Origin of the sequence: Chromohalobacter sarecensis (assembly GCF_023061135.1) — a bacterium.
GTDB classification, from domain to species: Bacteria; Pseudomonadota; Gammaproteobacteria; order Pseudomonadales; family Halomonadaceae; genus Chromohalobacter; species Chromohalobacter sarecensis.
The window spans coordinates 216,543-239,601 of sequence record NZ_JAKGAN010000005.1; the positions used below are offsets into that span (position 1 = coordinate 216,543).

General features: G+C 60.9%; 24 protein-coding genes. 7 read left to right on the forward strand and 17 right to left on the reverse strand.

Going from position 1 to position 23,059, the window contains the following annotated elements; genetic code table 11:
- Positions 1 to 76: 76 nt before the first annotated feature.
- Complete coding sequence (pcaH, locus tag L1071_RS10120) at positions 77 to 823, forward strand: protocatechuate 3,4-dioxygenase subunit beta (protein WP_246974121.1); 747 nt, start codon at positions 77 to 79, stop codon at positions 821 to 823.
- A gap of 3 nt (positions 824 to 826) precedes the next feature.
- Complete coding sequence (pcaG, locus tag L1071_RS10125; RefSeq protein ID WP_246974124.1) at positions 827 to 1,459, forward strand: protocatechuate 3,4-dioxygenase subunit alpha; 633 nt, start codon at positions 827 to 829, stop codon at positions 1,457 to 1,459.
- A gap of 49 nt (positions 1,460 to 1,508) precedes the next feature.
- On the opposite strand, the gene L1071_RS10130 is transcribed toward pcaG, so the two are convergent.
- The 11 genes from L1071_RS10130 to galB all read right to left on the reverse strand — a co-directional run bounded on the left by L1071_RS10130 (position 1,509) and on the right by galB (position 9,489).
- Positions 1,509 to 2,453: a threonine ammonia-lyase gene (locus L1071_RS10130; RefSeq protein ID WP_246974127.1), complete on the reverse strand. Its 945-nt coding sequence runs from the start codon at positions 2,451 to 2,453 to the stop codon at positions 1,509 to 1,511.
- Positions 2,444 to 2,992 carry a thioredoxin family protein gene (locus L1071_RS10135; protein WP_246974130.1) on the reverse strand — a complete coding sequence of 183 codons (549 nt, stop codon included), beginning with the start codon at positions 2,990 to 2,992 and terminating at the stop codon, positions 2,444 to 2,446. Before L1071_RS10135 ends, L1071_RS10130 begins: the two co-directional genes overlap by 10 nt.
- Positions 2,993 to 3,107: 115 nt before the next feature.
- On the reverse strand, positions 3,108 to 4,244 hold the full coding sequence (locus L1071_RS10140; protein ID WP_246974132.1) for an MFS transporter: 1,137 nt from the start codon (positions 4,242 to 4,244) through the stop codon (positions 3,108 to 3,110).
- Between the two features lie 65 nt (positions 4,245 to 4,309).
- The gene (locus tag L1071_RS10145) at positions 4,310 to 4,450 is read right to left on the reverse strand and encodes a hypothetical protein (RefSeq protein ID WP_246974134.1); all 141 of its coding nucleotides are present in this window, start codon (positions 4,448 to 4,450) and stop codon (positions 4,310 to 4,312) included.
- Between the two features lie 27 nt (positions 4,451 to 4,477).
- Positions 4,478 to 5,323 (reverse strand): class III extradiol dioxygenase family protein, encoded by an 846-nt coding sequence (locus tag L1071_RS10150; protein WP_246974137.1) that lies wholly within the window; start codon positions 5,321 to 5,323, stop codon positions 4,478 to 4,480.
- On the reverse strand, positions 5,323 to 5,679 hold the full coding sequence (locus tag L1071_RS10155; RefSeq protein ID WP_246974148.1) for a protocatechuate 3,4-dioxygenase: 357 nt from the start codon (positions 5,677 to 5,679) through the stop codon (positions 5,323 to 5,325). Before L1071_RS10155 ends, L1071_RS10150 begins: the two co-directional genes overlap by 1 nt.
- Positions 5,680 to 5,728: 49 nt before the next feature.
- Complete coding sequence (locus L1071_RS10160; RefSeq protein ID WP_246974151.1) at positions 5,729 to 6,187, reverse strand: nuclear transport factor 2 family protein; 459 nt, start codon at positions 6,185 to 6,187, stop codon at positions 5,729 to 5,731.
- Entirely contained in the window at positions 6,184 to 6,897 is a 714-nt protein-coding gene (locus L1071_RS10165) for an alpha/beta fold hydrolase (RefSeq protein ID WP_246974154.1), read from the reverse strand. Before L1071_RS10165 ends, L1071_RS10160 begins: the two co-directional genes overlap by 4 nt.
- The gene (locus L1071_RS10170; protein ID WP_246974169.1) at positions 6,894 to 8,009 is read right to left on the reverse strand and encodes a 4-oxalomesaconate tautomerase; all 1,116 of its coding nucleotides are present in this window, start codon (positions 8,007 to 8,009) and stop codon (positions 6,894 to 6,896) included. Before L1071_RS10170 ends, L1071_RS10165 begins: the two co-directional genes overlap by 4 nt.
- Entirely contained in the window at positions 8,006 to 8,755 is a 750-nt protein-coding gene (locus tag L1071_RS10175) for a 4-carboxy-4-hydroxy-2-oxoadipate aldolase/oxaloacetate decarboxylase (RefSeq protein ID WP_246974172.1), read from the reverse strand. Before L1071_RS10175 ends, L1071_RS10170 begins: the two co-directional genes overlap by 4 nt.
- Entirely contained in the window at positions 8,752 to 9,489 is a 738-nt protein-coding gene (galB, locus tag L1071_RS10180) for a 4-oxalmesaconate hydratase (RefSeq protein WP_246974180.1), read from the reverse strand. The genes L1071_RS10175 and galB overlap by 4 nt, the downstream gene beginning before the upstream one ends.
- A gap of 202 nt (positions 9,490 to 9,691) precedes the next feature.
- On the opposite strand from galB, the gene L1071_RS10185 reads away from it, so the two are divergent.
- The 4 genes from L1071_RS10185 to L1071_RS10200 all read left to right on the forward strand — a co-directional run bounded on the left by L1071_RS10185 (position 9,692) and on the right by L1071_RS10200 (position 13,936).
- Complete coding sequence (locus tag L1071_RS10185) at positions 9,692 to 10,945, forward strand: LysR family transcriptional regulator (protein ID WP_246974183.1); 1,254 nt, start codon at positions 9,692 to 9,694, stop codon at positions 10,943 to 10,945.
- 159 nt (positions 10,946 to 11,104) lie between these two features.
- The gene (locus tag L1071_RS10190; protein ID WP_246974184.1) at positions 11,105 to 12,100 is read left to right on the forward strand and encodes a TRAP transporter substrate-binding protein; all 996 of its coding nucleotides are present in this window, start codon (positions 11,105 to 11,107) and stop codon (positions 12,098 to 12,100) included.
- A 7-nt stretch (positions 12,101 to 12,107) separates the two neighbouring features.
- Positions 12,108 to 12,635: a TRAP transporter small permease gene (locus tag L1071_RS10195; protein ID WP_246974196.1), complete on the forward strand. Its 528-nt coding sequence runs from the start codon at positions 12,108 to 12,110 to the stop codon at positions 12,633 to 12,635.
- Positions 12,632 to 13,936, forward strand: a complete 1,305-nt coding sequence (locus L1071_RS10200) for a TRAP transporter large permease (RefSeq protein WP_246974198.1) — start codon at positions 12,632 to 12,634, stop codon at positions 13,934 to 13,936. The genes L1071_RS10195 and L1071_RS10200 overlap by 4 nt, the downstream gene beginning before the upstream one ends.
- A gap of 81 nt (positions 13,937 to 14,017) precedes the next feature.
- Here L1071_RS10200 and L1071_RS10205 read toward each other — a convergent pair whose 3' ends face one another.
- Both L1071_RS10205 and L1071_RS10210 read right to left on the reverse strand, forming a co-directional pair.
- Positions 14,018 to 15,130, reverse strand: a complete 1,113-nt coding sequence (locus L1071_RS10205) for a Rieske 2Fe-2S domain-containing protein (RefSeq protein WP_246974208.1) — start codon at positions 15,128 to 15,130, stop codon at positions 14,018 to 14,020.
- Positions 15,131 to 15,159: 29 nt separating this feature from the next.
- Complete coding sequence (locus L1071_RS10210) at positions 15,160 to 16,134, reverse strand: PDR/VanB family oxidoreductase (RefSeq protein WP_246974209.1); 975 nt, start codon at positions 16,132 to 16,134, stop codon at positions 15,160 to 15,162.
- A gap of 139 nt (positions 16,135 to 16,273) precedes the next feature.
- On the opposite strand from L1071_RS10210, the gene L1071_RS10215 reads away from it, so the two are divergent.
- Positions 16,274 to 17,506: a LysR family transcriptional regulator gene (locus L1071_RS10215; protein ID WP_246974212.1), complete on the forward strand. Its 1,233-nt coding sequence runs from the start codon at positions 16,274 to 16,276 to the stop codon at positions 17,504 to 17,506.
- A 49-nt stretch (positions 17,507 to 17,555) separates the two neighbouring features.
- On the opposite strand, the gene L1071_RS10220 is transcribed toward L1071_RS10215, so the two are convergent.
- From L1071_RS10220 to L1071_RS10235, 4 genes are all read right to left on the reverse strand, one after another.
- Complete coding sequence (locus L1071_RS10220; protein WP_246974221.1) at positions 17,556 to 19,160, reverse strand: FAD-dependent monooxygenase; 1,605 nt, start codon at positions 19,158 to 19,160, stop codon at positions 17,556 to 17,558.
- Positions 19,157 to 19,975, reverse strand: a complete 819-nt coding sequence (locus L1071_RS10225; RefSeq protein ID WP_246974488.1) for an IclR family transcriptional regulator — start codon at positions 19,973 to 19,975, stop codon at positions 19,157 to 19,159. Before L1071_RS10225 ends, L1071_RS10220 begins: the two co-directional genes overlap by 4 nt.
- A gap of 3 nt (positions 19,976 to 19,978) precedes the next feature.
- Complete coding sequence (locus tag L1071_RS10230) at positions 19,979 to 21,889, reverse strand: TRAP transporter permease (protein ID WP_246974224.1); 1,911 nt, start codon at positions 21,887 to 21,889, stop codon at positions 19,979 to 19,981.
- Between the two features lie 113 nt (positions 21,890 to 22,002).
- Positions 22,003 to 22,959, reverse strand: a complete 957-nt coding sequence (locus tag L1071_RS10235) for a TAXI family TRAP transporter solute-binding subunit (RefSeq protein ID WP_246974230.1) — start codon at positions 22,957 to 22,959, stop codon at positions 22,003 to 22,005.
- Positions 22,960 to 23,059: the final 100 nt, after the last annotated feature.

Sequence of the window (23,059 nt, forward strand, 5' to 3'; positions counted from 1 at the left end):
CGGGCCAGGCCCGGACAATGAGGCATGATATCGCGGCGTTCGCTCGTGCCGCGGTCCTTTCGATCAGGAGATCCGCATGCCTCGCAACGATAACAAGCGCTTCGTCGAGCGCGACCGTAACTGGCACCCTCCGGCCTATGCGCCGGGCTACAAGACGACGGTGGCGCGCTCCCCCAACCAGGCCTACGTCAGCATGCAGGCGCCCAGCGTCTCCGAACTCGGCGGCCCGGACTTCTCGCGCCTGCGCATGGGGCCCCACGACAACGACTTGCTGCTCAACTATCGTGAAGATCCCGCGCGCACCGGGCAGGCCGGATTGCCCATCGGTGAACGCATCATCATGTTCGGCCGCGTCGTCGATCAGTTCGGCAAGCCGGTGCCCAACACGCTGGTGGAAATGTGGCAGGCCAATGCTGGCGGGCGCTACCGCCACAAGAAGGATGGCTACCTGGCGCCGCTCGACCCCAACTTCGGTGGTGTGGGGCGCTGCCTGAGCGACGACGAAGGCTGGTATCGCTTCCGTACCGTCAAGCCCGGCCCTTATCCCTGGCCCAATAACATCAATAGCTGGCGCCCGGCGCATATCCACGTCTCGGTGATGGGTCCGTCGATTTCTACACGGCTGATCACGCAGATGTATTTCGAGGGTGATCCGCTGATTCCGCTGTGCCCCATCGTGGATACCCTGCGCGACCCCGAGGCCGTGGAGACGATGACCGGTCGTCTCGACATGGCGCGTAGCCGCTCGATGGATTGCCTGGCCTACCGTTTCGACCTGGTGGTCCGCGGCGAACTGCAAACCTATTTCGAGAATCAGGGGTAAATCATGCAACAGCCGAACTCACAGCCCTGCGCTGAAACCATGCTGCGTGAAACCGCGTCGCAGACGGCCGGCCCCTACGTGCATATCGGCCTGGCCCTGGATATCGCCGGCTTGCCGCCGCGCGAGGAAGAAATCTGGAACCGGCTTGCGTCGCCGGAGGCCGACGGCGAGGCCATCGAGCTCGTGGGGCGCGTCATCGACGGCAACGGCGACCTGGTGCGCGATGCCTTGCTGGAAGCCTGGCAGGCGGACGCGCATGGCGACTACCAGTGCGAATTCGATCTACGCGCGCCCTTCAACAGCTTCGGGCGCACCGCGACCACGGCGGAAAACGACGGCGAGTGGTGCTTTCACACCGTCAAGCCGGGCCAGGCCACGCGTCGCGATGGTCGCCTGATGGCGCCGCACGTCACGCTCGCCGTGTTCGCGCGTGGCATCAATATCCAGTTGCATACGCGTTTGTACTTCGAGGACGAAGCCGAGGCCAACGCGGCTTGCCCGGTGCTCAATGCGGTCGAGTCGCCCACCCGGCGTCAGACGCTGATCGCCACGCGCGAAGAAGGCGAGGGCAAGCCCCGCTATCGCTTCGACATTCGCCTTCAGGGCGAGGGCGAGACGGTGTTCTTCGACTTCTGAGTGCGGTCACTCGAGTACGTGCTGCCAGAACGCCGCTCAAGCGCTTCCATCAAAGAAAGCCGGCTAGCTCGTCGCTCCCCAGGTTGGCGCCGGTGACGATGACTACGATATCGCCTTGCGGCGGCAGCGTGGCGGCATCTTCCAGCAGGGCGGCCACGCCCACGGCGGCGCCGGGCTCCGCGACCAGCTTGGTCTGGTAGAGCAGATGGCGTATGGCGCGGTGAATGGCCTCTTCGTCCACGGCGAGGAGCGCGGCGACGTGACGGCGACTCAGCGGATAGGTGTGTTCGCCGACGATGGCGGCGGCCAGGCTCTTGGCGCAGCTTTCGACCCTGTCGAGCTTCGCCGGGCCGCCTTGGGCCCAGGCATGCGCCATGCTGGCCGCCCCGCTGGGTTCCACGCCGATCAGCGAGAGCGAGGGACGCAGTGCCGAGGTGGCCACTCCGATGCCCCCGATCAACCCACCCCCACCGACCGGGCACAGGATTGCCTGCGCGTCGGGCGCCTGCTCGAGTACCTCGAGCCCCAGCGTGCCCTGGCCGGCGATGATGCGTTCGTCGTCATACGGATGAACTAGCGTCAAGCCGCGTTCCTCGACCAGGTCATGCATCAATGCCCAGGCCGCGTTGATATCGCCATGCAGGATGACCTCCGCCCCCAGCGCGCGGCTGCCTTCTACCTTGAAGGGGCTGGCATTCTCGGGCATCACGATGGTCACGGGTACGCTCCGCTGGCGTGCCGCCCAGGCCAGCCCCAGGGCGTGGTTGCCGGCGGATACGGCACCCAGTCCGCCGCTGAGTTCCTCGTCACTGGCCGTGCCCAGCCAGTTCAGCGAGCCGCGCGCCTTGAAGGAACCGGTGTGCTGTAGTGATTCGGCCTTGAGCCACACACGCCGCCTCAGACGATCGGAAAGCGCGTGATCGAGCACCAGCGGTGTCGGCGCGAGGGCCTTGGCGATACGGCGCCGCGCGCGCTGAACATCGCTCACTTCCATTTGATGTTGCAGCCCATGGAGGGGATTTGCTGGGCCGACGGTGCGCGGTCCGCGAGCACGGCGTCGGCGGCGGCGCGTAAATCTTCCCCGGTGGCGGGCGTTTCCTTGCTGGGCCGGCTGGCATCGAACTGGCCGCGATAAGCCAGGCGATGCTCGTAGTCGAAGAGGAAGAAGTCCGGCGTGCAGGCCGCTTCGAAGGCGCGCGCCACGTCCTGGCTCTCGTCCACCAGATAATGAAAGGTGTAGCCGCGTGCGTCGATTTCCTCGCGCATACGCTCGGGGCTGTCGTCCGGATGGGCGTGAAAGTCGTTGCTGTTGATGGCGATCACCGTCAGCCCCTTGGCCTGGTACTCGCGGGAGAAGTCGGCGAAGGCATCCGCGATATGCTTGACGAAGGGGCAGTGGTTGCAGATGAACGCTACTAGCACCGGGCGTCCGGCGAAGTCTGCGCTGTCGACCTCCTTGCCCTCGGCATTGGGAAGACGAAATGCCGGCAGTGGCGAGCCCAGCTCGATCATGGTGGAAGGCGTCAATGACATGGGGACCTCCTGTGCGCGATGGATATCAACCACGCCTGGCAACAGGCGCGATGCATGCATTCATTCTAGGCGCGGTTGGCCCCGGAGAGACAAATATGCTTTTGGGTGCCTCCGCCTAGGTATGTCGGGCGGGCGTCAGATTGTGCCGAGCGAGTAGGGCGATGAGCAGCAGCAGTAGGGCGGCGATGCTGAACAATAGTGTGAGATCGCCGAGGCTGAAGAGTAGAGCGCCGAGAAACGGCCCGCTGGCCATGCCCATGAAGCGAAAGAAATTGTAGAGCCCCACGGCGGTGGCGCGGTGGGTGACGAAGACGCGCGTCAGCAGCGCGGTCTGCGCGGGCAGCGAGAGGCCCAGCAGCAGGCCGAAAATAAAGGTGGTGGTGATGAGCATCGCCAGCGAGTGCATCGTCGTGACGAGAAAGACCACGACATCGATGGCCCCCAGTAGTGTGGTGGCTACCAATAGGCTTTCCGTCGACAGACGTTTCTGCACACGGCTGCTCAGGAAACTGCCCAGCACCAGGGCCACGGAAAGCGGCAGGAACATCAGCCCTTTCTGGGCCACGGTGAGCGTATAGCCCCGGTCGAGGATCACCGGCAAATAGACCAGGAAATTATAGTAAATGTAGAACTGCACAAAACCCAGAATGCCGAGGGTCAGCCCCTGTCGATCGCGCGCAATGCGGGCATATTCGGCCATATCGATTTTGCGGGCAGGGCCGGCGGGCTTGGTCTCCCGGAGCAATGCCCAATTGATGATGCCGATCAGCGCTCCGGCGATGGCCAGCGCCAGAAAGACGAAGTGATAGTCGAGCCGACCGGCGATGAAGCCGCCCGCTACGGGCCCGATGACGGGGCCGAGCGCGACCATCATCTGGAAGGTGCCCATCGCCTTGAGGCGCTCCTCGCCTTGGAAAAGATCGCCGATGACGGTGACGGCGACCACCGACCCCGTCGCGATCCCCACCGCCTGGAACACGCGGAAGAAGAGCAGCGAGGTGATGTGATCGGCATAGAAACAGCCGATCGACGCCGCGACGTAAAGCGCGATCCCGGGGAGCAAGACTTTCTTGCGTCCCAGACTGTCGGTCAGCGGACCGTAGAGGATCTGCATGAAGGCGATGATGAAGGTAAACACCGAGATACTGGCGTTGATGAGCAGCTGGCTGGTGGCCAGCGTGTCTTGCAGCTCGGGGAGGATGGGAACGTAGACGGTTTGAGTAAAAGGGCCCAGAAAAGCGGCGAATGACACTGAATACGCAATTGCCTTTTTATGAACCATCGAACGTTCCCAGGGTGGTGAAATAAAACGTTAGCTTAGCAAGTATCTGGCGACGGAGTCTCGTCGGTATCCCGGCGGCGGGCCACGGAGTAGGTGACCTGTTGATTGGCGTGATCCACGGCGAAGCCGATGGTCGGGGTGTGGGAAACGCCGAGTCCGCCGATGATATGTGCCATCTTCATTACCTCGTTCGAATGTGGACGTCAGTCGCTGTTGTTGAGCGCGAGGAGCCCGATCCCGGTGGTCATCGGGGCGTAGTAGAAGCGATGAACTTCCTCGACACGCTCGGTCATCGCGCCGCGCATCACGAACCACATGATGACTTCACCGCCCTCGGCGCCGGCCGCCGTCATCACTTCCTTGTGCGACAGGGCGGCTAGCTCCCGAGGCTCGTCCTGGATGCGTTGCAGCCACTGTTTGTCCCACTCTTCGTTGATATGTCCGAAGCGCTCGCCGTTGAGTTGATGCGAGAGGCCACCGGTGCCGACCACGGCGACGCGGGTATCCTCGGGGTAGGCCTCGACGGCGCGACGAATGGCCTCGCCCAGCTTGTAGCAACGTTGCCCCGTGGGGAGGGGATGCTGGATAACGTTGACCAGCAGTGGCACCACCTTGACCGGCCATGCCGTGTCGTCGTGCTCCCACAGCAGAGGCATGGCGGTGAGAAAGCCATGATCCAGCGCCATTTCCTGGCACAGGGTCAGGTCGAACTCATCGGCGACCAGGTGATTGGCCAGATGCTCGGAAAACGCCGCGTCGCCGGGGAAGTCCGGCAGCGGGCGCTTGCCGTAGCCTTCGTCCGCTACCGCGTAGCTGTCGGCGACGCCCAGCGCGAAGGTCGGGTAACAGTCGAGGAAGAACTCGGTGCCATGGTCGTTGTAGACGAGGATGACGACATCGGCTTTCACTTCCTCGGCGAGCCAGCGCTTGACCGGTTCGTAGCCGTCGAAAAGCGGCTGCCACGCGGGGTCGGTTTGTTTCTGCTGGTCGTAGGCACGCCCGATCGAGGGCACATGGGAGGAGCCGATACCGGCGACGATCTTGCCCATTAGGTTGCTCCTGGCACGTTGCGGGTGGACATGAACTGTTCGTAGCTTTCGCCACGCATTTGTGCACCGATGGTGTAGAGCCCGTAGCCCAGGGTGGCCCCGAGCTTGAGGAAGAAGAACAGGTTGCCGCCGAGTTGGGTCAGGCGAAGCCAGTCACGCTCGCGAATGGCCTGTTTCTGTTCTTCCGACAAGCCATAGCGTTCCATATAGGCTTCTTCGTCGGCCTTGAAGGCCTCGCGGTTCTCGTCGAACTTGAGCGAGTTGCACATCTTGTTGATGGCATACCCTTGCCGCGAGAGCGCAAGGTCGAAAACATAGGTGCCGGGAATGCCCCAGCGCTCTTGTGTATCCGACATGACGTGTACTCCCTTTCTTGTGTGGTGGCAGTCGGCATGACGCATGGCGTCAGCCATCGCGATGCATGATGAAACGGGCATGGCGTTCGGCGAAGCGCCATGCGCCTTGATCGAGCACGCACAGGTCGTCGAATTCGCCGATCATGGTACGTCCCGCCAGCGGCCATCCGAAGTGGCCGTCAGGTTCGCTTTGGGTATCGGCGGCGAACACCTGCACATAGGTACTGACCCGTGCTCGCTCAGCGCTTTCCACCTGCACGCGGATGTTGCTGCAGAAATGGCGGGTGATGCGTTGTGCCGGCCGTGCCTGGTAGCTCGCCTCGATGGCCTCGCGGCCTTCGAGCGGTGCGTCGGGCGCGGTGGGACGAAACAGCTTGCCGTCGGGTGTGAATAGCGTCACGAGACCGGCATAGTCCTGGCGATCGGTAGCGTCGGCGGCCGTCAGTACGAGGCGAGTACAGGCCTGTTCGATGGCGGTGCATGCCTCGCGTGATAGCGGGGATGTCATGTGGTTTTCCTCCAGTGCTCGAGGGTCCGGGCGACGGCGTCGGGCTGTTCCATGGGGCTCATATGGCCAGCCTCCTCGATGACCTCGAGACAGCTGCCGGGAATGAGCCCCGCCATTTCCTCGTGGCGTTCCAGCGGGCTCCAGGCGTCCTGACGCCCACACATCAGCAGGGTCGGACAACTGATACCGGTCAGTTGCTCGGTGGCGTCCGGGCGGGCCAGCAAGGCGTCGATCTGGGCGGCGAAGATCGCCGGGTCCTTGCGTTCGATCATCGCCAGGATGGCGTCGATGAGTGCGTCATCGTCGAGGCGTTCGGGATGAATCATACCCTGTAGCCAGGTTTCGCCCATGGCACGCATGCCTTCTTGCCGCGCCTTATCCAGCAGGGCGTGGCGGCCCTCACGTTCGCGCTCGCCGGCGTCGCCCTCCGCTCGGCCGCGAAAGCCGGTATCCAATAGGGCCAGACCGGCGACCCGAGACGGCGCGCGGCGCTGGATCTCGAGCGCTACGCGGCCGCCCATGGAATGTCCCACTGCAATGAAGCGTTCGGGCGCACCCTGCAACGCGATGTCCGCCATGGCGCCGATGGTATCGGCTATGCCGTAATCGGGCGTAGGCAGGGTGGGCGCGACGAGATGCGTGCGCATGTCGGCCCAGACGGCGTCGTCGCAAAGCAGGCCGGGGAGCAGTAACAGAGGCGTGGAGGTCATGAGGCGGCTCCGGAGATGGACGATGGCTCAGGCATGCCCTCCCAGACGGCGCGCGGCACATGCAGGTACCCTTCGAAGAGCAGCCTTGCGGTGCGCAAAAGGCCGGCACGCACGACGTCGCCTTGCGCATCTTGCGTCAGTTCGACAGTGAACTCGCCGGTGGGATGCTCGATCGACAAACGTTGCGTCGGTCCTTCGCCTAGCCGGGCCAGGCCTTCGCACACAGTGCCGGGGATGAGACAACCGCTGGCCACGCTGACTGCGCCGAGCACGCCGATGGCCTCGTGGCAGCGATGCGGGATGAATGAGCGCGTGGCGAGGCTGCCGCCGTGACGCGGGGCGGCGATGAGCGTCATTTTGGGCACGGTGCGCTCGCTGACATCGCCCAGGTTCATGCGCGGCCCTGCTGCCAGGCGGATACGCTCGATCCGCGTGCGCAGTACGTCGTTGGCTTCCAGCTCGGCGGGGCTTTCGTGCCCGCTGACGCCGAGGTCCTCGGCACGCAGCAGCACCACCGGCATGCCGTTATCGAGACAAGTGACGTCGACGCCCTCGAGCGTGTCGCGTGGGTTGCCGGTGGGCAGCAGCGCGCCACAGCTCGAGCCGGCGGTATCGCGGAATTCGATGATCAGGGGCGCGGCCCGGCCCGGTACGCCGGAGATTTCGGCATCGCCGGTGTACTCGACGCGGCCATCTGGAGTGGGGACATGGATGATCGCCACCTGGCCGGTATTGACCATGTGCACGCGCACCGGCGTCGTGCCGTCTTGCGCCGTCACCCAGCCACGCTCGATGGCGAAGGGCCCTACGCCGGCGAGGATATTACCGCAGTTCTGGCCATAATCGACGCGTGGCAGATCGACGACGACCTGGGCGAACAGGTAGTCGACATCCACGTCGTCGCGAGTCGGGCGGTCGATGATCGCAACCTTGCTGGTCAGCGAGGTCGCGCCACCAAGGCCATCGATCTGACGCGCATCGGGCGAGCCCATCGCCGCGAGTAGCACGGCGTCACGTTGCGCGGCGTCGCTGGGGAGGTCCTCTGCGAGGAAATACAGCCCCTTCGAGGTGCCGCCGCGCATCTGCAGGCACGGGATGCGCGTCTGGCTCATGATGAGCGCTCCATGGCGCGGGCCAGCGCTTGCGGGTCGTCGTAATAGGTCAGCCCTTTGTCGGCGAGGCGCTGGCGCATGTCGTAGATGTCGAGGCCCAGTTCGCCGTTGGCGAGGCGCACGCGCTTGTCTTCCTCGGCGGCGGCGCGCTTGCGACTGGCTGCGACGACGCTTTCGGCCTCATCGCGACGCACGACGACCACGCCGTCGTCATCGGCGACGACGATATCGCCGGGGTTGATCCACTGACCGGCACAGACGACAGGAATATTCACCGAGCCGAGTGTCTCCTTGACGGTGCCTTGGGCATGCACGGCACGCGACCAGACGGCGAAGCCCATCTCGCGCAGGGTGCGTGTGTCGCGCACGCCGCCGTCGAGCACCAGGCCGCGCACGCCGCGTGCCTGCAGCGAGGTGGCGAGCAGATCGCCGAAATAACCGTCGATGCAGGGCGAGCGTGTGGCCACTACGAGGATGTCGCCGGGCTGGCATTGCTCCACGGCGACATGAAACATCCAGTTGTCGCCGGGCGAGACCAAAGCGGTCACGGCCGACCCGCTGATGCCATGATCCTGCTGGATGGGGCGGATGGCGGGATCGAGCAGTCCTTTGCGGCCCTGAGCCTCGTGTACCGTCGCCACGCCCTGTTCACCCAGGGCGTCGATGTGTTCACGCTCGGCACGCGGGAAGTCGCGAACGACGATGCCGGGCGTTTCCAGGGCGGTCGCTATGTGAGAGGTCGTCATGCCAGATTCTCCGTGACGCGCGGGAAGATGCTTTGATAACCCTCGGCATACTGTATGTTCTTCTTCGCGGTGATGCCGATGTTGCGCTTGGCCTGCACGCCGCGCTGCAGGGCAACGCGGGTATAGTATTCCCACAAGTGTTCCTGCCCGGCCATGCATTGAATCGCGCGATACTTGTCGTCCCATACCTCGGTGATATCGAGCAGCACATCGGGACGCCACTGACACTGTTCCGGCTGGTGCGGCTCGAAGCAATACACCGGTGGCGCGCCGACGATGGTCTCGCCGGGGTTGTGACCTTCCGCTTGGGCGATGATGCGTGCCTCCTGGGCAAGATCGGTGGCGAGCGGGTGATCGTAGTTGTAGGGGTCCTTGAGCGAGTGCGTGAGCACGAACTCGGGCTGCACGCGGCGATAGACTTCGACGAGCCTGAACAGCGTCTCCTTGTCGGCGCGCATGGGGTAATCGCCGATATCGAAGAACTCGACGCTGGCGCCGAGGGCTGCGGCCGCCGCTTCGGCCTCCTCGCGCCGAGCCGCCTTGACCTTGTCCTCGGTCATATTGCCCTGCCGCCAGAGCTTGGCGGATTCGCCGCGCTCGCCGAATGACAGGCAGACGATATGCATGGCGTAGCCTTGCCGAGCATGTAGGGCGATGGCGCCGCCTGCCCGCCATACGAAGTCCGCCGAATGTGCGCTGACCACCAGGCCAGCAGGAGAAGGAGCGCCAGTCATTTGTCAAAACCTACCGTTGAAGACGATGGTTTTATCCTGTCACCTCGCCTGAAACGCGAATAATGTTATTCACCGGCGTCAATATGCGTTTTGCTTATGCAGCAGGCTTTTGGTGGCGCTGGGCATGCTCCCTTTATGGCATATCGCCATGTTCTGCTGTCGGGCATGCTAGGTGCGAGCAAGCCATGCCAAGGAATCCTTCATGACCGAACTGCATCGCGAGGCGTTCGATTACATACCCAACATGCGGCGTTTACGGGCAGTCATCGCGGTCGCCGAGGCGGGTAGCGTGATGCGCGCAGCCGAGACGCTGCATTTGTCACAACCTGCGGTGACCCGGGCAGTGCGTGACCTGGAGAAAGAGCTCGGCTTGGCGCTGTTCGAGCGCCATCGCAGTGGCATGTTATGTACCACGGCGGGCAAGATCGTCTTGCATCGCTTTCGGCGCGCCTTGCAGCAACTCGGCGATGCCGAAGCCGCGCTGGCGCGCATGCAGCCGGCGGGACATTCCGAGCGGCTCACGCAACGCCTGTCGCATCGTCAATTGACGGTACTGGTGGCCATTGCCGATCTACATAACGAGCCTCAGGCGGCCAAGCGGTTGGGGCTGACGCAGCCGGCGGTCAGCGGCAATCTACGCGATCTGGAAAACTTGCTTGGCGTGTCGCTGTTCCTGCGCACGCAACGTGGCATGCTGGCAACGGACTGCGGCGCGGTGTTGATTCGATATGCCAAGGTGGCGCTGCGTGAACTGGCGTTGGTCAGTGACGATCTCTCGGCCTGGCAGGGTGAGGTGCGCGGGCGCGTGGTGATCGGCACCTTGCCGTTGTCGAGTTCGTTGCTGGTTCCTCAGGCCGTGGATGCGCTGCTGCGCGAATTGCCGGGGTTGCATGTCACGATTCTCGAGGGTACCTATGACGCGTTGTTCGAGTCGTTGCGCCATGGCGATATCGACATCCTTATCGGTGCGCTGCGCCAAGCGGGCACGAGCGAGGACACCGTCCAGCAGCGGCTTTTCCACGATCGTCTTGCCGTCGCGGTACGTCGCGGTCATCCCTTGATGCAATATGCCTCGCTATCGCTGAGCGATCTGCTCGATGCGCGATGGATTGCGCCGCGCCACGGCACGCCAGCACGCGTGAGCTTCGAACAGGAATTTCGCAGTGCGGACTTGGCGCCCCCTGAAGTGGAAGTCGAATCCGGCAATCTCAGTACCATCCGCACACTATTGCTGGATAGCGACCGCGTGACCCTGGTCTCTCCCCATCAGGTGTTCTTCGAGGTTCAAAGCGGCCAGCTGGCGCTGCTCCCCATCAAGCTGACGGGCACCTTGCGCCCGATCGGGATCACGACGCGTACCGATGATTCTCCAACGCATGCCTTGAAAGTGCTTCAGCGTATTTTGCTGGAACTCGGCGAACGCATGGCGAGCCCAGGCTTGCCGTCTCATTCGTGAGCGGGATAGCAAAAACGTATACCCAAGCACGTGATTTGAATTTGTTGCTGTGACTGAGGGCCGGGTACGGTGCTTTAAGGCTCCGTTTCCTTATGTTTTTTTGTGCGAAAACGGAGGTAGAACAAGACTAAAGTTCAATAAAAGTCGGGAGACGCCGGAATGAAAACATTAAGAAACTGTACCTTGCTAACACTGACGGCTGGCGTGGCGATGGCCGTTAGCGCAGGCGCCAATGCCGCTGAAACCTTGAAGCTTGCCCACTTCGTTTCACCCGCTCATGTCGTCAACAGTTCCATCGTTTATCCCTTCAAGGACGGTGTTGAAGAGCAGACGAATGGGGAGCTGGAAGTCAAAGTATATCCCGGCGGAGAGCTGGGTTCCGGTCCCACGGAACAATACCCGCGCGTGCTGCAAGGGGTAGCGGATATCGTCTGGGGACTGCCGGGATATACCTCGTCGCAATTCAAGAAATCGATGGTAGTGGAAATGCCCGGCGCCATTCCTGACGACATGCATGGCTATGACATGCTTTGGAACGCCTATGAAGATCAGATGAAAAGTGAATTCCCCGGTACCAAGCCCCTGGCACTTTGGGTCAGCGAGCCGAACATTTTCATCATGAAAGATGAAGAAATTCGCACGCCGGAAGATCTTGAAGGACTGAAGATTCGTGTCTCGGGAGAAATGACGGCGGCGTTGATCGATGCCTACGGCGGTACCCCCGTGCAAATGCCCGCCGGCGAGATTTACAACTCCCTGCAAACCGGCCTCATCGATGGTCTGGTGACCGGCGCCAGTGCCGTCAACGACTTCAAACTTGATGAAGTGGCCAACGTATATTCGGTGGGAGCCCCTTTGGGCCACATCATGTTTTATCTGGCCATGAATCAGAATAAATATGACAGCCTTTCCGCCGAATTCCAGCAAGCGATCGATGACAATAGTGGTGAAAAACTCTCACGTAGCGGGGAGCAAGGCTGGAATGCGCGTGCCAACGAAACCTTGAAGGCCATTCGCGAAGATGCCGACAACAAGGTGATCGAGCTTAGCCCGGAGGAAATCACAGCGTTCGAGCGCATTGCCGATACCTTCCGCGAGAAGCGTCTGGCGGAAAAAGGGACCAATGACGTGCTAGACGCCATGCGTGGGGAGTGAATTCTCGATGAGCCACTTTCTCACGCGGGTGACTCGCACGTTGGATGGGGTCGTGAACCTGTCCAGCATTATCGGCACCCTGGCGTTGATCTTCGCGGTATCGGTGACCTTGGTCGATGTCACGGGGCGCCTGTTCGGCGCCCCCTTGCCGGGTGGTCAGGACCTGTCGCAAATGACCATGGTCATCATCGTGTTCGGTGGTATGGCCCTCTGTGACCGGCAAGGCGGCAACATCGCCGTGGATATCTTCGAAGACAAGTTTCCCGAGCGTATGAACCATTGGCTGGATATGGCGGGCTGGGTACTGGGGTGTGCCATCTTCACGGCGATTGGTTACACGATGCTCGGCGCGGCGGAAATGTCGAAGCTGCTCAACTTGAGCACCAATATCATCGCGATCCCCAAGGCACCGTTTCAATACATCGTGGCGTTCTTTGCCTTTCTGACGGCACTGTCCATGCTGGCGCGCATCGTTTCGACGTTATTGACGTCATCCCACCGGCGCGCGGCTCCGCAAGAGGAAGAGGATTTATGAGTACCGAGTTGGTGGGTGCCTTGGGCATCTTGGCGCTTTTTGCGCTTCTGGTACTGCGAATTCCCGTAGCCTTTGCGATATTCGCCGTGGGGTTCGGTGGTATTACCGTGCTCGATAGCCTCAATTCTGCCTTGAGCTTGTTGGCTAGCGAAACTTTTACCATCGCCTCGAACGCCGAGCTAATCGTCATCCCCTTGTTTATCTTGATGGGCAATATCGCCACCGAGGCGGGCATGAGCCGTAAGCTGTATGACGCCGCCTATGCGCTCATTGGCTCGGTGCGTGGTGGCCTGGCGTCGGCCACGGTGGTGGGTTGCGCGGGATTTGCCGCTTTGTGTGGTTCATCCGTCGCCTCGGCGTTGACCATGGGGCGTGTCTCGCTCAGCGAGATGGAACGCTATAACTATAGCCCCAAGCTTTCGACGGGGTCGGTAGCCGCCGGGGGCACGCTGGGGATTCTCATTCCGCCTTCGACTGGCTTCGTGATCTACGCCATCCTGACGCAGCAATCCATCGGCCGTCTGTTTCTGGCGGGCGTGTTGCCCGGCATCATGCTGTGCTTATTGTTCGTCATCTTGATCATGGTATTGGCTACCATCAAACCGAGTCTCGCGCCCTCGGGGCCCAAGACGTCATGGCGGGAAAAACAGCAGGGATTATTGGGCGCGACGCCGATTCTGATCATCATCCTGTTGACCATCGGCGGCATCTATAGCGGGATCTTTTCTCCTGTCGAGGCGGCGGCCGTGGGCGCCGGATTGACGATCCTCTTCGGCGCGGGCATGCGCAAGCTGACGCTGGCTTCCTTCTGGCGGGCGGCACAAAGCTCGATCACCACCACGGCCACCGTGATGCTGATTCTGATTGCCGCGCATATGCTCAACCCTTTTCTGGCCTTGAGCCATATCCCGCAAGCGTTGGGCGATTTCCTGATGCACTTGGATATCGGGCCTTATGGGGTTCTGCTCTTGATACTGGCGTGCTACCTGGTGCTTGGGTGCTTCCTGGAAGGCTTCGCCATGCTGGTGTTGACTATGCCGATCTTCTTTCCCGTGATTACCCAGTTGGGCTTCGACCCGATCTGGTTCGGCGTGCTTGTGGTGCTGACGCTGGAAATGGGGCTCATCAGTCCGCCAGTGGGCGTGAACGTTTTCATCGTCAAATCCGTGGCACCCAATGTGCCGTTACGTGACATCTTCAAGGGTGTCATGCCGTTCTGGCTGGTGATGATTGCGGCCATTGGGTTGCTGATCGTCTTCCCCGAGATCGTGCTATTTCTCCCCGACACGATGATGAATTGAAGGCAAAAGATATAAAGGGCGGGATCATGATGGTCCCACCCTTATCGTTGAAACGCTTATTTTACGCGTCGCCCTGATGTATCAGCCGCGTTCCGTCATTGCCAGGCGATGCATGATCCGTCTGGCCATCAAGCCGGGCTTGTCGGGAGCGAAACTCAGCTCGAATTGTTGGGCTTCCTTGTCGCTGAGAACGACGTCCATGATCCATTCCAGTGCCTCGACATCTTCATAGTACGCTTGCGTGCTGGCGTCTCTCAGGAAGTCGTCGATATCTGTGTCGTCAATGCGATAGTCCCGGGAATTGAACCACCAGTAGTGGATGGAGTGATTGGACTCGGGCGTAAAGCAATGCGTGATGTAATAGCCATACACCGATGGTTTGCCGGCGTCGGGTTGGGGGTCGAAAATCTTGGCATGGGCGGTATGCACGGCGGGCGAAGCGAAGCGCGCCTCAGAGGTGCGGTCGACATTCTTGTGCATGATATCGGCCGGTTTACCGTAAATTCCCGGGGGTGGCGCGTTGTCCAGGCGGCGAGTGATCGCTACCTGATCACCCTCGGTGGAAGCTTCCATGCTGGCGCGTGCGTATTCAGGCGTCCCCACAGTGCCCGGATGCAAGAAGGGGAAGTGGGTCTGGTCGATGAGGTTTTCATGCATCGACACATAGTCAGCTTTGATATGAAAGTCGCCGGTGACGGTGCCCCACTCGGGCGAGGCCAACCAGGGCAGCTTGGGAATCAATGCCTCGTCGGCCAGGTTGGGGTCTCCCATCCAGATCCAGGTCAAGGGACCACGATCGGCGACGGGGTAGGTTTGAACACAGGCATTGGCAGGTACATGAGAGATCGCGGGCAGGTGCGCACATAGCCCGTCGGGTTCGAACTCCATGCCGTGATAACCACACACCAACCTGTCGTCCTCTATGCGGCCTTTCACCAAGGGAAAGGCACGGTGCGGACAGCGGTTATGCATGGCGACTGGTTGGCCACCTTGGGTGCGGTACATGACTACGTCCGTGTCGAGCAGGCGGCGTGAGATAGGCGTGCGGCACACTTCATCGCGCCGCGCGCACACATACCAAGAGTTGCGGATCAGCGGGGTGACGTGGTTGGCGAACTGGCCACTTTCTTCCATGGGCATGGCGTCGAAAATGGCTTCATCGTTGAGCGGTGTCGCTTGGCTAGCATGGGTCATGACAGTTAGCTCCTTTATCTTTTTATCTTTCAGATATCGAGTTCAATCGATCCCGAACGTGGGCGAGAGCAGCACAAGGCGATTTGCCGGTTACTACGTTTCTGGTCGGGAGTGAGAAAACGGTCGCGATGCTCGATGTCCGTGTCGACGTTTCTGACCGGGGTGATGCATAGGCCACACTCTCCGCGGCGGCAGTCCGAAAAGGTCTCGGCACCGGCCGCTTCGAGTGCTTCTAGCAAGGTATGGCCGGGTGAGACGGGAATCTGCGTACCGCTTCGGGTTTGCACCGTGACGGCACGGTCCTCGGCCTTGTGGGCGGCATTGAATATCTCGTGACGCACGCGTTCCGGCGCCCATCCCAAGCGTTGCGCTGCTTGGCGGGTGCCCTCGATCAATGCCGGCGGGCCGCATACATACGCGGTGGTATCGGTGGGCTGTTGAGCGAGCAATGCGTCGAGATCGGGTCTACCGCCAAGCGCCGTGGCGTCATGCACGGTGACAGCGTCGCCACCCAGCGCTTCGACTTCCTCGACATAGGCCATGGCGTCACGACGGCGCCCGACATAGAGCATGTAGACATCGCGCTGACGCATCATGCAGGAGCGCAGCATGGGAAGAATCGCGGTAATGCCGATACCGCCTGCGATAAGCAAGACAGGGCCATCATCGGAAGTCAGGCGAAAGGGGCTGAGCGCGGGAGAGATCAATACGTTAGTGCCAGCGCTGAAGTGTCGATGAATGTAATCGGACCCCCGGCGGCGGTTTTCTCGTTGAACCGCGATGCGCCAGAAAGCTTCATGATCATCGACCGGGCTGAGTGGACCAATGAGCGAATAATGGCGCAGGAATCGACCGTCTTGCCCTCCGAAACGTATCTCGACATGCGCACCGGCTCGGGACGCCGGCAAGGGTGAGCCGTCGGCCAAACCGAGAGTGATTTCACTTATATGTTCGGTCAGTTCTCGCCGCTCGAGCACCACCGCAGTTTTATATTTGCCAGGCATGTTGTCTCCTCTCTCGGTTGCCAAGATAGTCAGGTCTTACTGACGTTAGGTGAAAGCGTCATGGCCGTCTCATGCGAAGATGAAATAGCGCTTTGCGTTTTTGATATAGTGAAAATCCAGGCCACCAGGAGGCGCGAGAATGTCGCACGATGATGTGTCACCCCGTCTTTCCATCCGTGAGGTGCGTGCCATCCTGGCGGTCGCCGAACAGCGGGGGCTTTCCCGGGCTGCCCAGGCGCTCAATATCAGTCAAAGCAGTCTTTCGCGAACCATTCATCGTGCCGAATCAACGTTGTCCATAAGTTTGTTTCAGCGGGGGTGGAGTGGTGCGGAACCGACACCCGAGGGCGAGGTCGTGCGTCAACATTGTGCTCGCCTAGTGGCGGAGATGGGACGTGAACGTGAGGTATTGCTTGGCGCAGGGCTGACCGCATTGCCACTGCCTTTCGATGTGACGTGGTTGGATCTAGATTGCGTATCGGCTGTTGTACAGACGGGAAAGGCTACCGCGGCGGCCGGGGTGCTCAGTACCTCTCAGTCGCATGTCAGTCGTACGTTGGGCGCCTTGTCTGTGAGGCTTGGGGTTTCGCTGTTTCAACGTACGGGCGGCGGCCTGAGGGCTGAACCCGTGGCGGAAAGATTGTCGGCGTTGCGCGACCGGCTGCGTGCCCTGATGCTACCGCTCAATGAGCGACTCGATCGCCTGGCCGGGGAAGTGACCGGACGCGTGGCGGTAGGGATGACGCCGTTCTGTGAGCAGGAGAGGATCACTCAAGTCTTCGGCGAATTACTGGTGGCGTATCCCCAATTGCATTTGTCCGCGTTGACCGGTAGCTATGTGATGCTCACGGATGCGCTTCGTCGTGGAGAAATCGATCTAGTCGTCGGCTTGTTACGGGAAGTTGATGAGGACGGTGAACTGGTCGAAGTACCGCTTTCCGAAGAAGCAATCACGGTACTGGCGCGCTCGGATCATGCCTGCGCCCAACACCCCGTATCGATGGAAGACTTGGCACTTCAGACGTGGATCGTGGCACCGACGGGGACGCCGATACGTGCTTATTTCGAGTCTCTTTTTCAGGGTATGGGGCAAGTGCCTCCCGTTCAGCCATGTGAAATAGTGACGTTTCATTTGGCCGAAAGCATGGTTCGCGAAAGTCAGAGCTTGGCGCTATTGCTCTACTCCCCGCGTAAAGTCAGGGCGCTGCCGGAGGGGCTGGTTCGTGTGCCGGTGACGTTGCCGGACAACCGCCGCCGCATTGGCGTGACCTATCGGCGAGGCGGAGGGCTGAGCTTTGCTCAGCAGCAGTTCGTCGACGGTTTGGCACGGCGGTTCGCGGCTGATAGCGCCGAGGGAGACGACGCGAGCTAGAGGCATGACAGGGAAGCCGAAGGCATTCCCTGTCACCTGATTGCTACCCTCAGGCGCCGACCGCCAATTTCAATATGCCGGTTGCATCGAAGTCATCGGAGAGTGTGTCGCCGGCCCAGGCAACGAACTGATCGGGGCGCACAAGAATGAGCGTTGCAGCGTAGTCGGCCGTTTCGTCTCCTGTTCCTGGTGCGGCGCTTTCAATGACCGTCAATGGGATATTCAACCGGGCCGCTTCATTGGCAAAACGCGCGGCAGCGTTCGATTGCCCGAGTGCGATGAGCGAGAACCCCGTGCCGAGACGATCATGAGTCGTCCCTCCCTCGGGCAAGGCGCGTGGTGCGAGGTGGTAGCCTGCTCGGGCGGTAAAGCTATGCGCTCCTTTCGCATTGGCGGTACCGTCCCGGAGGCCGGCCACGACGCGAGAGCCGCGGTAGTTGGGTTGGAAATCGCCGACCTCGTTGACGGCACCGTGGGCGCGGGCGGACCAGACGGCCTCGAATTCGGCCCGATTCGTGGCCGGATCGTAGGTTGCCAAGAAATCACGGTCGGTCTCGATGGACTTCTCGATGAAGTCCTTGGCGGTCGACCAGAAGACCGGCCGGCGTTCGGCATCGTAGGAGGTCAGCAACTCGGGGCCACCCCAGCCTTTGAGGCGCGCGCTGAGTTTCCAGCCAAGGTTGCGAGCATCCTCGAAGCCTGTATTGATGCCGTAACCGCCATAAGGCGGGTGGTTATGCGCGGCGTCCCCCGCAATGAAGGTGCGTCCGCTGCCGTAACTGTCGGCGATGGCGACACGACAATCCCAGAACCCGCGATGGCGGATATCCATGTCGATGGACTGGCCGACAGCGCGCTCGATGTACTCTTGAAAATCGAAGGCCTCCGGATCGGCGCCTGCTGGCACGGGTGCGTGAAAGAAAAATTCTCCTTCCAAATCGACGCGCCCGAAGAACATCCAATAGCCCTGGAGATCTGGATGCAAGACATTGAAAAAGCTTTTGCCGGGATGCTTGTCCAGCAGGGCACGGTGCAGCGTATTGGATTGGAAGACCAGCAGGACCATCAAGCGATCATGATCGAAAACGGTTTGCGTCAGGCCGGCGGCTTCGCGCACTGCCGAACGGCTACCATCCGCCCCGACAGCATAGGCGGCGCGGAATACGCTGTCTGTGCCGGAAGCGCGGTCGCGAACCGTGACGTTAACGCCTTCGTCTTCCTCGCGCACATCACGCACCTCCTTCCCGCTCAGCAGCGTCACGCTGTCCAGAGACGTTGCCCGTGCACGCAGGACGTCCTCGGTGGCGTACTGCGGAAGGCGCTCGTTATCGGCGCTGTAATAGGAGTGGACGAGTTCGCGTTTCATCCAGTCGTAGTGGTAATCGCCTAATAGCGTGCCATAACTGGTCAAGCCGCCAATACCGAAGTTAGCCGGTACGGTGCGGGCCGCGCGCAGTTCTGATTCGGCGCCCCAGGCGCGGAAATGTTCCATCGTGCGTTGCGTCAGGTTCTGCCCTTTGGGAACGCGTTGTGGCGTAGGGTGTTTTTCGATTACCAGAACGGTGATGCCGCGCTGACCCAACTCTATCGCCAGCCCCATGCCGACGGGTCCACCGCCTGAAATGATGACATCCGCATCTTGTTTGTTTTTCATTGGTTCTGAGCTTCCTCTTGAATTGGGAGATTTGATGGGGCCTCGCCGGTGCGGCGGGCTTGTCGCAGCGATACGGTGATGCTGTTGGCGGCGGCCGGGACTGCCTGCGTGGTAAGGGCCTGTAATTCGCGTGGGCAGTCTTCCTGACGCATGGTCATGCACAGCGCGCCGGTGGGTTCTGCGGCTTCGTCGAAAATCGGCGAGGCGACACCGACGACACCGGGAGTGACCTCACCGAACGCGATGGCGTAGCCGTTCCGACGAACCATGCGCAGCGCTGAGACTTGCTCGGAGATATAGGCTTTACGGGCTTCCTCGGGGCTTTCAGGCGCGAAGGATTCGATGATCTTGCGCGCCTTGCGGGATTGCAGGTGGGCGAGGATTGTGCGTGCAATGGCACCCCGGTTCATGGGCATGACGCGGCCGCGTGGGTAGCTGCTGAGCGGGGCCTCAAGCGACGTTTCCGAGTGCATGCAGAGAAGCCGATTGCGGTACCAACGCACGAGAAAGGCGGTACAGGCGAACTGCTCGGTTAGCCCCTCGACGACGGGCCGCCCGATACCGACAAGGCGGTCGGACAACCGAAGGAGATGATCCATCTCGACGATCTTGGGGCCGAGCGTATAGATGCCATGCCCATTGGAGGCGAGCATGCCTGAATCGGTGAGGACCTTGAGATAGCGGTAGAGCGTCGGACGTGGATAACCGAGCACGGTCATCATGTCGTCCGACGACCATTCCGGACGTGTTTCGGTGAAAATGTCGAGGATCGACATCAGCCGTATGAGGCTTGAAGAGGCGCTTCCTTCGGTCACCAATCAACTCCTTCCAGATAGACTCGGGGTTAGCCGAGTGCGAAATATGAGAACCACGCCTGCGAAGATGGCGAGCAGGTTGACCAGATAGCCACCCCAGCCCAGCGAAACCGGTAAGATGCCCGCCAACGCAATCATGCCCAGAAGCACTCGTTCCACGATGCCGAGGTGCCGGGTGAGATAACCGTAAATGGCGCCGGTCGCGAACCAGACTCCCACCAGGGCCCCGACGAGTTGCCATATGATGTCGATAGGATCGGCCTGCATGACCAGCCCCGGCTCAAACACCATGACGAAGGGGATTAGGTAGGCCACCCAGCCCATGCGAAACGCTTGCCAACCGGTTTTCATCACTTCGGCACCGGCCATGGTCGCAGCGGTAAAGCTCGCCAAAGCGACGGGGGGCGTGATCATCGACAGCATGCCGAAGTAGAGCAGGAACATGTGCGCCGCGATGGGTTCAATCCCGGCACGCACGAGTGCGGGGCCTATCAGGCTGGCCAGAAGCACGTAGACCCCGACGGTGGGCATGCCCATGCCCAGCACGACACTGACAAGTGCCGAGATAAGCAGCAACAACATCAGGCTACCTTCCGCCATCGCCACCAGGTTCAGCGTCAGGGAGAACGCCAGGCCCGAGATGTTCAGGACGCCAATGACCATCCCGGCGGCAGAAGCGATGATAACGATCTCGATCATGCCCTTGCCCGCGTCGGGAAAGGCGCGCAGCAGGTCGCCCAGGCGGCTGCGTTTACCACGATAGGGCAGGAACAGCGCTAAAACGGCCAATGCCAGAGCGGCCGCGAGCGCGGCAAGTTCCGGGCGCCAGTTCAGGCCGAAGAGACCGAAGATGAGGATGACGAAGGGGGCGACGAACTGCCAACCGTCCGCTAAGACGTGCCGCAGCGGGCGAATTTCCACGTCGTCGGGCAATGACATGCCGTTCGATGCGGCGTGGGCATCGATGTAGAAGAAGATCGCCAGGTAATAGAGTAGTGAAGGGATTACCGCAGCCAAGATCACGGTGGCGAAAGAGATCTGGAGAAACTCGGCCATCAAGAAGGCAGCTGCCCCCATGATCGGCGGTGCAAGCTGCCCGCCGGTAGACGACAGGGCTTCGATGGCGGCGGCCATGTGGGGTTGGTATCCTGCTCGGCGCATTAGCGGCAGGGTGACGCCGCCCGACGCCGCCACATTGGCGACGGCGCTGCCCGAGACGCTGCCGAACAGAAAAGATGAAACCACTGCAATCTTTGCGGCTCCACCTCTGGAACGCCCTACCAACGCCAGAGCCAAGTCGTTGAAGAACGCGCTACCGCCGGAACTGACGAGAAGCTGGCCGAGGAAGATGAACGAAAACACCATGCTGGCCGTCACCATCAGTGGTAAGCCGATCAGACCGTTGGTATCCATGACCACATAGATCGCAAGCCGGTCCCATAGGATTTGTCGCGTCATCCCGAAGGGGAGCAGGTAACCGACGAGGCCATAGGCTAAGAACAGAACAACGATGATGGTCAGTCCTGGTCCGGTCAGCCGGCGCACGGCCTCGATCGTCAGCAAGCCGATGACGAGGCTGACGATCAGACCGTCCACGGGCCGATAGACTAATTCATTGACGATCGTGGGATAGCTCAGGGCGATATAGCCCGCGGCACAAAAGCCTGCCAGTGCCAGGAGCGGATCGAGGAAACGAAGCAGCCCGGTGAAGCGGGGAGCCACGAGGAAGGTCATGCCGAGCGCGAAGGCGAGGATCGCGGCCAGATACTGTTCGGTATAAAGGCTGAGCCCCAGTAACTGTGGGACATCGAGCGCTTGAAGAATGGCACAGAGGGTCATGATCGTGGCCAGCGTCATCGTCAGCAGGCCATAGGAAGTAGGTTGCCGCGGAGTGCCTGGAGACGAGGTAGTCATGGCTGTATCCATCAATCGGAAATTGGCGAGGTTAAGATCGCGCGGTGTGGGCACGGAAATGGTTAAAATCTCCCACGGACACGCCAGTTGCCATGCCCGTGGGTATGCGCGTCTTAATTGTCAGTTTTTTCTTCGGTGTTCAATACGTTGAGTGCGCCGGGGTGGTAGGGCACGCCGATATCGACATACATGGCGTCGGGGTCCATGTCCTGGAATGCACCGAAGGAGTCGACAAGCGCCTGCTTGTTGTCGCGGAGGATCGTGACGATACGTGCGACTTCTTCATCAGGGACGTGAGTCCCTACCACTAGCATGTAGTCATAGGCCATCATTGGCATGGGGTCATCAATGCCCGTTAGGCCTTCACGTGGCTCGATGTTATCCACGTAGGCTTGGGGAATGACGTCTTGAAGGCGCGCTTCCGCCTCGTCGCTTTCAGGCAAAGGGAGGAAATGGATGCCACCCACAGAGGCGTCAGCTTCCGTCACCTTGCCGGACCCTGCGGCGAAGAAGGCGCCATCGGCTTGGCCCGTTACGAAAGCGTTAACCCCGCGCACGATATTAGGCACCATGACTTGTTCGATGTCGGACGGCTCGAGCCCGCCAGCGGCGAGTATCGCGTCTAGCACGCGATTCATCGTGGCTTGGCTGGTGAAACCATAGGTGACGGAATGCCCGGCCAGGTCAGCAACCGTCTGTATACCGCTATCGTCCCGAACGAAGACCCCCACCCGAAACGGATAGAGTCGCGCGGCCGGCGCAATATTTTCTAGAGCGTGCCCTTCGAAGTATCCGTTTCCAGAAACCGCGTCGCTGACCTCGATGGCATTGGCAATGCCGAGGTCAAGCTCCCCCATATCGATCAGAGGTAGGTAAGAGCTGGTACCCGCACTGGGTTGCACCAGTGCGTCAATGCCGTTTTCCGATAGAACGCGCGCAATCGCGGCGCCCATGGAATACCCGCTGGTGCCCTGGCCCATCGTACCGATGCCCAGTTGCTGTGCCTGCGTCGCCGACGCGAACAGGAGAAGCGCCGCAAAAGCGACAGTTTTTGTTTTGAAATAACTCATGTTGCCTCCTAAGACCTTCGCAAACGGCTTATGCCATGCTAGGACTTTCAATTGTGTAATAATCTCGTATTTTGAGACATTACCAATTTGTTTATGAGAC